A 13,083-nucleotide genomic window follows, 5' to 3' on the forward strand; every position below is an offset into this window, starting at 1 on the left:
GCCACGAGAACTTCACTCGCAGCCGAAGCTGGCGGCATCCTCGATATTGCCGCTGCCTTTGTACTTGGCCGCCTTCGGATAAGGGCAAAGTGGGCGGGTGCGGTTGGCCGACCAGCTCGCCGGCACATCCGCATTCACGCCACCGGCATTGCCGGCGCCGCGCACGCTGGCGATGACGCTGTCCGGCGCCTGCCCGCGTTCAACCCAGTTGACTAGCGGCGTCAGCATGTCGAACTGCTCCGCCGACGGTCCGCCTGCGCAGTGGTTCATGCCAGGCACGCGGAAAAAGCGCGCGAAGGTCGACGCGTCGCCACCGTTGGCCGCGCGCAAGCCGTCGTACCATGCGGTGGTGTCATCGCTGGAAAAGATCGGATCGGCCGTGCCGTGGTACACCATCATCTTGCCGCCGCGATTCTTCATCGTGGCCAGATTGGTGGGGTTGGGCGGCAGCATGAACGACAGCGCGCTTTCCGTATAGACAGAGGTGGTGGCGCCGACGCGAGCCAGCATGCTGTCCACATTGCCGGTCAGCGCAAACTGCGGTCCGTTGAAGGTCGCCAGGTTTTCCGGCGGCGCTTGCCAGATCAATCCGACGGCGCCCGAATCGCGCGTCAGCGGGCTGTTGAACTTCCAGTCCGCCCAGCCGCCCGTCGAGATACCGGCGTCGTACGGCCAGCTGGAATAGAACTTCGTGCCGGCGCTGGTCTTCGCGCCCGCGAACAGGCCACCAATGGTGGTTTTCTGCGCCGCGCTCAGGCAGCTGCCGTCCCGAGCGCCGGTGCAGGTTGGCACGTCGCGATTGAGGTCGAATGCCGCCTGACACGCTTGCGTGTTCTGGATCAAGCCATCGGTGGCGCCGTCGAGCGCGTCGCATTTCGCCAGCACTGCGTTCTCGACGGTGGTGCGTTCCGCCTTGGTGAAGCCGGTCGACAGGTCGCCGGGCGTGGTGGCGAGTGTGTTGTAGGCCTGTCCGCCGGCAATATTGGCGATCGCCGCCAGCGGCAAGCGGAAGCCGGGATTGCCGACCAGGAAGCCGTCGTACTGATCGGCAAAGCGCGCGGCGGCCACCATCGTGTGACGCCCGCCGTTGGAGCAGCCGCCGAAGTAGGAGCGCTCCGGTGCCTTGCCGTAGGCGATCTGGATCAGGTTCTTGGCCATCGGCGTCAGTTTGCCGGCCGCCTGGTAGCCGTAGTCGAGCCGTGCCTGCGGATCGATGCCGAAGGCGGGATTGGGCGCGCCATGGCCGGCGTCGGAACTGATGACGGCGAATCCCATATTGAGCGCGCTGTCGAGCGGACCGCCGCCGCCGACCTGACCGGTGGCGGGAACGAGCGAGCCGTCCAGTCCGCCGTTGCCTTGATAGAAGAAGCGGCCGTTCCAGTTCAGCGGCAGCCGCATTTCAAAGCCGATCGCGTAACGGGCGCCATCGACGGTGCTGACGCGGTCGAACATGCGGCCGATGACCTGGCAATGGGCTGGCACTGGCTTGCCGGCAACTTGCAACGTGCCGGCCGCAATGCTGTTGGCGGCGGTGATCGTGGTGTTGGCGAGCTGCACCTTGGTGACCAGGTCGGTGCACGATGGCAACGCTGCGCCGGTAGCGGCCGCCAGACGGGGCAGGCCCGTGCTGTCGACATTGTCGCCGCCGCCTGCGCAGGCGCTCAGCAGCAATGCCGCAGCGATGGCGGTGGCGAGTGGAATCATCGGGGGCGTGGATGGGTGGGTGTCGCGGCTTTTCATGCGAGTTGTCTCCTCTGTTCTTGCAAAGCGATGGACGTACGGGCCCAGCGCAGCGTTCTGAAGGCTGCGTCCGGGCCTGCTGGGATTACTGCGGGGTAAAGCTGGCGTTAGTTAGGCATCACGTCTTTGAGCGTGCTGATCGGCTGGTTAACCAGCTTGCCGTTGACCTTCTTGACTTCGCGCACGTACATGTTCTGCACGATATCGCGGGAGGTCGGATCGATGCTGATCGGGCCGCGCGGGCTGTCCAGCTTCATGCCCGACAACACCTTCATGGCGGCGTCGCCAGTGACCTTGCCATTCAGCTTGCGGATGGTTTCATACAGCATCGCCATCGTGTCGTACGCGGCCACGGTGACGAAGGTCGGCGGACGCGCGTTCGGCAGGGCGGCGGCATAGGCTGTCAGGAAGGATTTGTTGGTCGCGTTGTCGAGCGCCGTCGAATAGTTCAGCACCGTGATGGCGCCCAGCGCGCGGTCGCCCAGCGCTTCCAGGGTCGGATGGTCGCTGGTCATGTCGCCCACGCCCAGGAACTTGATGCCCGCCTTGTCCAAACCCTTGTCGCTGAAGGCCTTGAGCAGGGCGGTGCCGTCTTCGGCGCCGGGGGCGAAGAAGAACAGCGCGTCCGGCTTCTCGTCCTTGATGCGCTGGATGAACGGCGAGTAGTCCGGATTGGCCAGCGGTGCCCGCGACGCGCCAACCAGCTTGCCGCCGCCGGCGGTGAAACCTTTGCCGAAGCGCGCCTCGGCGTCGATGCCGGTGCTGTAGTCGCTCACCAGCGTGTACACCTTGCCGATTTTATTCTGCGCGGTCCAGGTGCCGAAAGGCTCGGTCATCTGCTGCATGGTCATACTGGTGCGCAGCATGTAAGGCGACCTGGCCGTGATGCCGGTGGTGACCGCGTTCATGACGATCATCGGAATCTTGGCCTGGGTGGCGATCGGCGCCACCGCCAGCGCGCTAGGCGTCAGCGAAAAACCGATCAGGAAGCTGACCTTGTCGCGCGAGATCAGCTCCTGGGCGGCGCGCTTGGACATGTCGGCGTTGGTGCCGCCGTCGTCGCGGTAGATGATTTCGATCTTCTTGCCGGCCACGGTGGCGCCGTACTGCTGCATATAAGTCTTGATGCCATCCTCGAACGGCTTGCCGGTGTTGGCGAAAGGCCCGGTCAGCGCGGCGATGACGCCGACCTTGATGGTGTCCTGCGCCTGCGCGACGCCCGTGCCGACCAGGGCCACGCTGACGATCACGCCGATGTTGGCCAGTTTTTTAAGTTTCATTGCTTGTCTCCGTATTTTTTTGGTTTATGCCGCGATGATTACTTGTGGATGGCTGCCTTCATACAGTGCCTCGACGATGGCTGCCCGCCGTGTCAACACCGCCGCCTGGTTGATCGAACCCTTGTCGGTCATCTCGCGATGATCGATGGACGGCGGTTCGTGTAACAGCAGCAGGCGGTCGATGCGCATCGACGAGCCGCTGGCGTCCTGGTTCAATGACTTGAGAAGGCGTTCGAACCAGGCGCGCACCGGTGGGCTGGCCAGTACGTCGTCCGCACTGGCGTCGGGCCCCAGTTCCGACAACACATGGCAATGCTCCATGCGCGGGAACAGCATCAGGCCGACGGCGTGGCGGTCGATACCGGTGACCACCGCATCGAGCACGTACGGCGCGGCAGCGCTGATGACCTTGGCGCGCAGCGGGCCGACGCTGACGAAAGTGCCGGTACTAAGTTTGAAGTCCTCGGCGATGCGGCCATCGAACATGAAGCCCAACTCCGGCTTTTCGGGATCGACAAAGCGCAAGGCGTCGCCGGTGCAGTAGTAGCCGTCCTCGTCGAAGACGGCGGCGTTCAGGTCCGGCGCGCGCCAGTATCCCGGCATCACGTGCGGGCCGCTGAAGCGCGCTTCGAGCTTGTCGCCGCAGGGCACCAGCTTGACCTTGCAGCCGGGCGCCGGCACGCCCACGTAACCAGCCTTGATGATGGAGCCGGTGCCGAAGGTGCACGACGGCGAAGTCTCCGTCATGCCCAGGCCCGTGATGATGCGCACCGATTCGCCGGTTGCGGCGATGGCGGCGTTGTCCAGCCTATCCCAAGCGGCCTGCGACAGCCCGGCGCCGGCGCACAGGAACAGCTTGACCCGCGAGAAGAAGTTGGCGCTCAATTGCGCGTCGGTCTTCATCGCGTCGGTCAGCATCTCGAACCCTTTCGGGATATTGAAATACATCGTCGGCGCGATCTCGCGCAGGTTCCTGAGTGTGGCCGGGAAGTCGCGCGCCGTCGGCTTGCCGTCGTCCAGATACAGGGTGCCGCCGTTGTACAGCGCGATGCCGACATTGTGGCTGCCGCCGAAGGTGTGATTCCATGGCAGCCAGTCCACCAGCACCGGCGGTTCGTCGCCCATGAACGGGAAGGTTTGCAGCAGCATCTGCTGGTTGCTGCACAACATACCGTGCGTGGTGGTGACGGCTTTCGGCTTCTTGATCGAGCCGGACGTGAACAGGAACTTGGCCACGGTGTCGACGCCGACGGCGGCATGCGCCGCTTCGACGCTCGACGGCGCCACATCAAGCAGGGACTGGAAGCTGGTGGACTTCTGGCCCGCGACTTCGCCATCGGCCAGTATCAGTTCGGCGTCCGCCGGCATCACCGCGCTGATGGCGCGGCTGTAGGCAGCGCCGTCGCAGGCGAACAAGGCGCCCGGCGTGAGCTTGGCCAGCATCTCGGACAGCTTGGTGAAGTCCGTCGCCACCAGCGAGTACGAAGGCGACACCGGTGCGTACGGAATGCCGGCGTACATGGCGCCCAGCGCGAGCTGGAAGTGTTCCAGGTCGTTACCGGACAGGATCACCAGCGGACGCTCGGCCGACAGCCCGCGATCGAGCAGCGCCTGGCCGATGCTGCGCGCGCGGCGCAGCACCTCGGCATACGACAGCCGTATCCACTCGCCGTCGCCGCCTGGCGCGCGGCGCGCGACCAGGGTGCGCTCCGGGTGGGCGGCGGCGCCCGATTCCAGGCGGTCGGTAAAGCGCGAAGGGAAGGCCTCCAGCGGCGTAACGGCGTCCACGTGCCACAGACCGTCGGCCTGATAGGCCGCGATCTCCGGGTTGCCCAGTTTGACCGGGCGTCGCTTTGCCGTACCGCTGGACTGCTCCGCGATCATCGATTGATTCATGCGGAGCTCCTGTCAGATCGGGTAGTGGCGCGAGGTCGTCTGGATCGTGATCCAACGCAGCTCCGTGAACTCGGCGATGGCCGCCTTGCCGCCGAAGCGCCCATAGCCGCTGCCCTTGACGCCGCCGAACGGCATCTGCGCCTCATCGTGCACGGTCGGGCCGTTGATGTGGCAGATGCCGGATTCGATGCGCCGAGCGACGGCCATCGCACGGCCGATGTCGCGGCTGAAGACCGCCGACGACAGGCCGTATTCGCTGTCGTTGGCCAGCGCGATGGCTTCCTCGTCGGTGTTAAAGCGCAGGATCGAGACGATGGGGCCGAACGATTCTTCCTGGTAGACCTTCATTTCAGGCGTCACACCATCGACGATGGCCGGCTGCATGATATTGCCGACGACTTCGGCCGAGCTTTGGGTGACCTTGGCGCCGCGATCGCGTGCATCCTGCAGCATGGCGGCCACGCGCGTGGTGGCCGACGGATCGATCATGCCGGACAGCGGGGCGTCGCTTTGCGCCGCCTTCAGGGTGGCGGTTTTGGCGGCCAGCTTCTCGAGGAAGGCCGGCGCCACTTTGTTGTCGACCAAAATGCGGTCGGCCGACATGCAGATCTGGCCCTGGTTGAAGAAGGCGCTGAACGCGGCCGCTTCGACGGCTTCGTCGAGGTCCGCATCGTCCAAAATCAGCAGCGGGTTTTTGCCGCCCAATTCCAGCAACACGGGTTTCAGGTGGCGGGCGCAATGCTGGGCGATGATGCGACCCACATTGGTCGAACCGGTGAAATTGACGCGGCGGACGGCCGGCGCGGCGATCAGGCGCTCCACGACTTGCGGCGCATCCTGCGGCGCGTTGGTGATGACGTTGACGACGCCTGGCGCGAAGCCGGCTTCCTCGAACACGGTGCCGATGAGGCGGTGCAGCGCCGGACACAATTCCGAAGCCTTCAGGATCACGGTATTGCCGCAGGAGAGCGGCATCGCGATGGCGCGGGTGCCCAGGATGATCGGGGCGTTCCACGGCGCCAGGCCGACCACCACGCCGCACGCCTGGCGCAGGCCCATTGCCATCGAGCCGGGAACGTCGGAGGGAATGACCTCGCCGCTAATCTGGGTGGTCATCGATGCCGCCTCGCGCAGCATGTTGGACGCCAGCGTGACATTAAACTGATACCACATCGGGCTGCCGCCCGCTTCGGCAACGCCGCGCGCGACGAATTCGGCGCGGTACTTTTCCATGGTGTCGGCAGCCTTGAGCAGCAGGGTGCGGCGGGCGCCGGGCGCCATCGCCGACCACGCGGGGAAGGCATCCCGCGCGGCCTTCACGGCCTGGTCGACATCGGCCAGTTGCGCGGCGGCGGCGCGGGTGACCACCTCGCCGGTGGCCGGGCTGCGTCGCTCGAAGGTGATGTTGTCCTGTGCGGCGGCGCCGTGGCCGCCAATCAGCAGATCGGTGTCAAACATGGTTGTCTCCTTTTATTTTTATAGTAGAGTTTAGCCGCGTTTGAACGTCTGCAGACCTGGCTTGATCGTCTTATCGTCCAGGAACTGCTTGAGGCCCTGGGCGCGTCCTTTTTCCGGATCGCGGTAGTTGGACTGATCGACCTTGGCGTACAGGTAGTCTTCGTTCTGATCCCAATTGAGCTCGCGGCAGCGCTTGAAGCCATTCTTGGCGATGCGCAGTACCGTCGGCGCCTTGGCCAGCAGCTTTTCCGCCAGCGCGACGACTTCGTCGCGCAGCTGGGCGCGCGGCACGCTCTTGTTGATCAGGCCCATGGCGGCCGCTTCCTGGCCGGTGAAGGTGTCGCCGGTCATGATGTAGTGCAGCGCCTGACGGTGGCCCATGGTGTCGGCGACGGCTTTGCTGACCAGGTTACCGGGCGGGATGCCCCAGTTGATTTCGGAGAGGCCGAACACCGCTTCGTCGGCGGCGATGGCGAGATCGCAGGCCACCAAGGGCGAGAACGCGCCACCGAAGCACCAGCCGTTGACCATGGCGATGGTCGGTTTGCTGTACATGCGCAGCAGCTTCCATTGCCACTGCGAGCAATCGCGACGCAGGCGCTCCTGGAAGATCTCCGGCTTGCCGTCGTTCTCGCGGAAGTACTCTTTCAGGTCCATGCCGGCGGTCCAGGCATCGCCGGCGCCGGTCAGCACGATCACTTGCGCTTCCTCGTCCAGCTCCAGCGTTTCCAGAACGTCGATCATCTCGCGGTTCAGGGTCGGGCTCATGGCGTTGCGCTTGTCGGGACGGTTCAGCGTGATCCAGCCGATACCTTTTTCAACATCGACCTTGACGGTTTCCCAGCGGGCTTCATATTTGGACATACAATGTGTCTCCTTTTAGTAAGCTAATGTTTGGTTTTAAGTATCAGGCTACCTGATATGTGGCTTATACTATACCCACCTCTTTTGTTTTACAAGAAAATTTTATGGTCAAAGCAGATTTTTCCGATAGCACTAAACCGTTGGGTCTGGCCTACCTGGTGGGGCGACTGGATCACGTGTTGAACAAGCGCCTGCGCGATTGCTGCGCTCCGGCCGGCGTGACGGTGCCGCAGTACACCGCGTTGTCGGTGTTCCGGGCGCAGGGCGCGCTATCGAATGCGCAATTGGCGGTGCGGACGATGGTGTCGCCGCAGTCGGCCAACGAGATGGTGAAGTCGATCGAAGCGAAAGGCTGGATCGAGCGCACGCCCGATCCGTCGCACGGCCGCATCATCCAGATCCAGCTGACCGAGGCCGGGCACGCGATTCTGGCGCAGTGCGACGGCAAGGTGAGGGAAGTGGAGATGCAGATGTTCCCCGACATGGATCACGAGGAACGCGTGCGCCTGCATGGCTTGCTGCGCGGCGCGGTGCGCGCCCTCAGCCTGGAAGGCATCTGACCCGGACCGTCATTGGCGCCGGGGCCACACGGTTTCCATCAACGGCTTCACACTGAGGCCATGGACCACGATCGACAGCATGATGACGAACAGCGAGATGTGCGTCAGCTGCTGCGCCAGATCCGGCTCCAGACCTTGTTCGATCGCATACATCAGGTAGTAGATCGAGCCGATGCCGCGCACGCCGAACCACGCGGTCATCGAGCGTAGCCGCATGCTGGTGTCGCTGCCGGCCAAACCGAGGAACACGCTGACCGGCCGCGCGATGAAGAACAGGAAGGCGGCCATCCAGATGGCGTCCAGGTCCATGTCGTGCAGCGAGATCATGCCGCCCAGGAGCAGCACCAATGTCAGCTCCGACAGCCGCTCCAGGTGCTCCTTGAAGACCAGCGACTCGGTGCTGACCGTCATCGGGACTTCGTGCGTCTCGCTGGTTTTGGCGGCCGCCGATTTCGCCACATCCTGTTCCAGCAAGCCTTGCCGGTCCTTGGGCGCGCCCGCCAGCACCAACTCGGTCTGGCGCAGCGCCACGGCCGCGAAGAACACTGCCAGGAAGCCCCACGCGTGTATCAGGCTGGAGACGCCGTAGACCACGGCGATCAGACCCAATCCCACCAGGTCGTCCATGATCTCGTGCTGCGGCTTGATGATGCGCAGGCGCCAGCCCAGGCGCGCGGTCAGCGCCCCGCCCAGGTAACCCACGGCGACCGCCGCGCCCGAGGCCCAGACCACATCGACCAGGAACCAGCGCCAGTGCCAGGCACCGGTGTCGTCGCCCATGCCCAGCATGGCCAGGCCGAGGAACACGAACGGAAAGGCGCTGCCGTCGTTCATGCCGGCTTCGCAGGTGAGGGTGAAACGCAGTTGGTCCTTGTCACCCGCGTGGCGGACCTGGACGTCGGTCGCCAGCACCGGATCGGTGGGCGCCAGTATCCCGCCCAACAGAATGCCCGCGCCCAGCGGCAGGCCGAGGACAAAGAAGCTGAAGGCCGCCACCAGCGCCACCGTCAGCGTCATCGACACCCAGGCCAGCCGCAATGGCGCGTCCCAGTGGCGCAGCTTGAACGGCACCGGCATTTTGATCCCCGCCGAGAACAGCGAGATCAGGATGGCGATTTCGGTCAGCACCTCCAACAGGTCCGATTGCAGCATCGGGTCGAAATCGAGGATATTGAACACCGTGGGCCCGAGCAGGATGCCGAAGCCAAGATACACCATCGCCGACGTGAACGGCGAGCGCGAGATGGTGGTGGCGGCCATGCCGCGCGCCAGCATCAGCAGGCCGACCAGCAGGAACCAATGGTTGGTGTTCAAGCGGTCTCCTTGGTGTCGGTGTGACTATCCGGTAGGTTCACCGGTTCTGGTTGGGGAACTGGCGCAGGGTGGAGTAACTTCCAATAGTATGTCCAATACTATGAATTTTTCGGCGGATCGTCTGTGGGCTAGGGCACATGTAGGAGAACTACAGCGCCGGTGGCGCGCTTTTCTCGCCCCACCATTTGCGGTAGTTCTGGGCGTAGGCGCCGGTCTTGACGTAATCGGTGACGAAACCGTTGACGAACTTGAGCAGCTCCGGGTCGCCCTTCGCGACCGCGATGCCGATCGGGGTCTGGCCGTATATGCCCGGCAGGACATCCAGTTCTGTGCTCTTGCTGGCCAGGTAGTCGAGCAGCGACGAATCCTCTATCCCGGCGTCGACGCGCTTTTGCTTGAGCAGCAGCACACCGTCCGGCGCAAAATTGTCGGTGTAGACGAAGGTCGCCTGCGGCGCCGATTGTTTCAGGAATGCGTCCGCCGTGGTGCCGCGTCCCACCACCACGCGCTTGCCCTTGAGATCCGCCAGCGTCTTGATGCCGGCGCTTTTCTGCACGATCACACGCAATCCGGCCATGTTGTAGGGCTTGGAAAAGTCGACCACGCGCGCGCGTTGCGGCGTGATCGATACATTGGCCACCACCAGATCGAGTTGTTGCGACATCAGCATCGAGATGCGCGCGTCCGCCGAGACGTCCGAGAACCTTACCGGCACGCCCAGCCTGGCCGCCAGCTGTATGGCGACATCGACGTCGTAACCGACCGGTTCATTCTTCCCGTTGCGGAATCCGACCGGTTCGCCCCCGAGCGAGACGCCGATACGCACGTAACCGCGCGCCTTGATCTCCTCGATGCGGCCGGCGACGGCGGAACCGGCCAGCATGGTCAGCACTGCGATGACGGCGATGCGTTTAAATGGTTGCATGTCGATTTCCTCTCTTGGTTATGCGGCGCTGGCGACGCGGAGTTCCGGCGCGGCCATGCGTTCGTCCCAGTACCAGTAACGTATCTCTTCGTCGCAGCGGAAGCTGACGACCTTGTGATTGCCCGCCGCGTCCATGGCGTGGATGACGACGCCGGCCAGGAAGCCGGTTTTCAACTCGCCCAATTCCTCCACCGCCAGCTTGACCGCATCGTCGAGCGAGTGCCCGAGCCGCAAGGCCAGCACGATGCTGCGCGAGGTCCCGCAGCGCATCGTCATCTCGCCGGTGTGGGTGCAGGCGGCGGCGCCGTATCGACTATCGGCATAGAACCCGGCGCCGACGATCGGTGAATCGCCCAGCCGGCCCGGATACTTCCACGCCCAGCCGGAGGTCGACGTGACCACACCCAGCCCCTGCGCGGCGTCGCGGGCGAGGAACACGGTGGTGTCGCGCACCCGTTCCGGGTCGGTGAAGGTGTTGCTGAGCGGGGCGAGCGGGATATCCGGGAAAGCCGCCAGCTGCTCCGGCGTCATCTCCTTTTGCAGCCGTTCCCACCATACGCGCTTGCTGTCCGGGTGCAGCGTGTCGTCAAGCGCGAATCCGCGTTCGGTGGCGAAGCGGCGTGCGCCGGCGCCGGTCAGCATCACGTGCGGCAGGTGCTTTATCACTTCATGCGCCAGCGCGGACACCGGCAACGTCGCCGGTACCGCGCCGACCGCGCCGACGTCGCGCGTGGTGCCGTCCATGACGCCGGCGTCGAACTCCATCTCGCCGAGCATATTTGGCCAGCCGCCGTAGCCGACGCTGCGCACCTTGGCCTCGCGTTCGACCTTGGCGATGCCGGCGATCATGGCGTCGATGCCGGCGCCGTCCTGTTTGAGCAGATCGACGGTGGTGTCGAAGCCGGGCCAGGCCTCGGCGTTGGCAAGCAGCATTTTCATCAATGGTCTTTCTTCATTTTTGAGAGGAATTGGGCGATGCGCGGGTGCGCCAGTCCGCCGTCTGTCGCGAAGAACCGCGCCGTCGGCAGGTCGGCCAGCAGGCGGCCCTGTTCAAGGAAGACGATGCGGCTGGAGATCTGCCGCGCGAACTCGATTTCGTGGGTCACGAACAGCATCGTCGTGCCGGCCGCCGCCAGTTTCGCGAGTATATCCAGCACCTCGGCCGTCATCTCTGGGTCGAGCGCGCTGGTGACTTCATCGAGCAGAAGGTAGCGCGGCTTCATGGCGAGCGCCCGGCAAATGCCCACACGCTGACGCTGGCCGCCGGACAATTGCGCGGGATAGGCATCGGCGCGGTCGGACAGGCCGACGGAGGCCAGCAGCTCCCGCGCGGCGTCTTCGGCTTCGCGCCGTGGCACTTTGAGCACCTCGATCGGCGCCAGTGTGATGTTTTGCAGCGCCGTCATGTGCGGGTAGAGGTGGAACAGCTGGAATACGGTGCCGGAGCACAGGCGCGCTTGTTGCAGCTGTTTGGGATCGTCGACGCGGAAACCGTCGATGGAGATGCTGCCCTTGTCCAGTTTCTCCAGCCCGTTGATGCAGCGGATCAGCGTGGACTTGCCGGAGCCGCTGGCGCCGAGTATCGACACCACCTCGCCCGGCGCCACGCGCAGGTCGACCCCGTCCAGCACCCTGGTCTGGCCGAAGCTTTTGCCGACGCCTTCGATCTGAATCATGCTACAGGCCTTTCCATTGGCTGTGCGCGCGCAGGCGGCTTTCAAGGCGCGCGCAGGTGGTGGCGATCAACTTGGCTATCAGGTAGTACACCAAGCCGACCACCGTCCAGACGATAAACGGCTTGAGCGTGCGCAGGTTCAGGATCGCGCCTACCTTGGTCAGGTCCATCACGCCGATCACGGAGATCAGCGACGTAACCTGCAACTGGTTGACAAGCAGACCGGTTAGCGGTCCAAGGCCGAAGGCGGCGGCTTGCGGTGCGACGATCTTGCGCAGGATTTGCCAGCGGCTCAAGCCGAACACGCGCGCGGTTTCCAGCTGTTCGCGGCCTATCGATTCGATTGCGGAGACGGCAATCACGTAGATGAATGCCGCCGTATTGCCCGACAAGGTGACGACCGCTGCCTGCACCGGCGTGATGTCGGTCGCCAGCAGCACCGGCAGGCCGAAGAAGACAAGGAACAGCTGCACCAGTACCGGTGAATTCTTGAGCAGTTCGGCCACGGCGGCGAAGCAGGGCGCCAGCAGCGGCGTGCGGTAATAGCGCAGCACCGCCCAGGCCAGCCCGATCACCAGACCGATGGCGGTCGTGGCGGCGAACAGCGCGACCGAGACGCCGGCGCCTTGCAGCAGCAACAAAATGTCGTGGACCGTGAACTCGGTGTAGCGCATCAGTTGGCACCCAGCGCGCGTTCGCGGTTCAGGCGGCGGTGCAGGGCGCCGGCCGATAGCGAGACCAGATAGGTGAGCGTGACGTAGGCCACCAGCAGCAGGGCGTAGACTTCGAACGGCGCGAAGGTGTCGGCGGCGACGATCTTGGCGGCGCCGGTCAATTCGTTCAGCGTGATGGCCGACAGGATGGACGACGTCAGGATCAGGTTGACGAAGACGGAGCCCAGCGGCCGCACCGACGTGCGCAAGGCGATCGGCAGCACGATCTTCTGGTAGATCACGCGGCGTGACAGGCCGCTGACCTGGGCCGCTTCGATCACGCCCGGATCGATGGCGAGGATGCCTGACCGGATCACGTCCGATGTAAAGGCGCCACCGGCCAACGACAGCGCCAGCACGCCGGTACTGAAGGCGTCCAGTTCAATGCCGAGTTCCGGCAGGCCGTAGAACAGGAAGAACAGCTGGACGATGAAGGGGACGTTGCGGAAGATGTCGACGTAGATGTCGGCCAGCCGTCGGGCAAGTGGGGCCGCCGACGTCCGCAGCAGGGCTACCACCACACCAAGCGCCAGACCCCCGGCCAGGGCAAGCGCACAGGCGAGCGCCGTGAGGCGTGCGCCGGCCGCGAGGTCGGGGAGATAGGGCGCGAGGAGCGTGAAGTCGAACGTCAAACAGTGTGCTCCAACCTGAAAAGCGT

12 protein-coding genes are annotated in these 13,083 nt (G+C 64.5%); 1 reads left to right on the top strand and 11 read right to left on the bottom strand.

Going from position 1 to position 13,083, the window contains the following annotated elements; genetic code table 11:
* Window positions 1-12: 12 nt before the first annotated feature.
* The 5 genes from ACZ0BA_RS07335 to ACZ0BA_RS07355 form a co-directional block, all read right to left on the bottom strand.
* Entirely contained in the window at window positions 13-1,740 is a 1,728-nt protein-coding gene (locus tag ACZ0BA_RS07335; RefSeq protein ID WP_463450665.1) for a tannase/feruloyl esterase family alpha/beta hydrolase, read from the bottom strand.
* A gap of 107 nt (window positions 1,741-1,847) precedes the next feature.
* Window positions 1,848-3,020 (bottom strand): ABC transporter substrate-binding protein, encoded by a 1,173-nt coding sequence (locus ACZ0BA_RS07340; RefSeq protein ID WP_463450666.1) that lies wholly within the window; start codon window positions 3,018-3,020, stop codon window positions 1,848-1,850.
* 24 nt (window positions 3,021-3,044) lie between these two features.
* The gene (locus ACZ0BA_RS07345; protein WP_463450667.1) at window positions 3,045-4,916 is read right to left on the bottom strand and encodes a feruloyl-CoA synthase; all 1,872 of its coding nucleotides are present in this window, start codon (window positions 4,914-4,916) and stop codon (window positions 3,045-3,047) included.
* 12 nt (window positions 4,917-4,928) lie between these two features.
* The gene (locus ACZ0BA_RS07350) at window positions 4,929-6,374 is read right to left on the bottom strand and encodes an aldehyde dehydrogenase (RefSeq protein ID WP_463450668.1); all 1,446 of its coding nucleotides are present in this window, start codon (window positions 6,372-6,374) and stop codon (window positions 4,929-4,931) included.
* 30 nt (window positions 6,375-6,404) lie between these two features.
* On the bottom strand, window positions 6,405-7,238 hold the full coding sequence (locus tag ACZ0BA_RS07355) for a p-hydroxycinnamoyl CoA hydratase/lyase (RefSeq protein ID WP_463450669.1): 834 nt from the start codon (window positions 7,236-7,238) through the stop codon (window positions 6,405-6,407).
* Window positions 7,239-7,342: 104 nt separating this feature from the next.
* Between ACZ0BA_RS07355 and ACZ0BA_RS07360 the strand changes: the two genes are divergently transcribed.
* Window positions 7,343-7,798, top strand: coding sequence for a MarR family winged helix-turn-helix transcriptional regulator (locus ACZ0BA_RS07360; RefSeq protein ID WP_090319988.1), 456 nt, complete (start codon window positions 7,343-7,345; stop codon window positions 7,796-7,798).
* Between the two features lie 9 nt (window positions 7,799-7,807).
* Here the strand turns inward: ACZ0BA_RS07360 and ACZ0BA_RS07365 are convergent, their stop codons facing one another.
* From ACZ0BA_RS07365 to ACZ0BA_RS07390, 6 genes are all read right to left on the bottom strand, one after another.
* A complete protein-coding gene (locus ACZ0BA_RS07365; protein WP_463450670.1) occupies window positions 7,808-9,112 on the bottom strand; it encodes a cation:proton antiporter in 1,305 nt (434 codons plus the stop codon).
* Between the two features lie 148 nt (window positions 9,113-9,260).
* Window positions 9,261-10,037, bottom strand: coding sequence for a transporter substrate-binding domain-containing protein (locus ACZ0BA_RS07370; RefSeq protein ID WP_463450671.1), 777 nt, complete (start codon window positions 10,035-10,037; stop codon window positions 9,261-9,263).
* Window positions 10,038-10,055: 18 nt separating this feature from the next.
* Window positions 10,056-10,976 (bottom strand): isoaspartyl peptidase/L-asparaginase, encoded by a 921-nt coding sequence (locus ACZ0BA_RS07375; protein WP_463450672.1) that lies wholly within the window; start codon window positions 10,974-10,976, stop codon window positions 10,056-10,058.
* Window positions 10,976-11,713 (bottom strand): amino acid ABC transporter ATP-binding protein, encoded by a 738-nt coding sequence (locus tag ACZ0BA_RS07380; protein ID WP_463450673.1) that lies wholly within the window; start codon window positions 11,711-11,713, stop codon window positions 10,976-10,978. Before ACZ0BA_RS07380 ends, ACZ0BA_RS07375 begins: the two co-directional genes overlap by 1 nt.
* 1 nt (window position 11,714) lies before the next feature.
* The gene (locus tag ACZ0BA_RS07385) at window positions 11,715-12,386 is read right to left on the bottom strand and encodes an amino acid ABC transporter permease (RefSeq protein WP_463450674.1); all 672 of its coding nucleotides are present in this window, start codon (window positions 12,384-12,386) and stop codon (window positions 11,715-11,717) included.
* A complete protein-coding gene (locus ACZ0BA_RS07390; protein WP_463450675.1) occupies window positions 12,386-13,057 on the bottom strand; it encodes an amino acid ABC transporter permease in 672 nt (223 codons plus the stop codon). The genes ACZ0BA_RS07385 and ACZ0BA_RS07390 overlap by 1 nt, the downstream gene beginning before the upstream one ends.
* Window positions 13,058-13,083: the final 26 nt, after the last annotated feature.

This window comes from Duganella sp. AC917, from assembly GCF_979258245.1.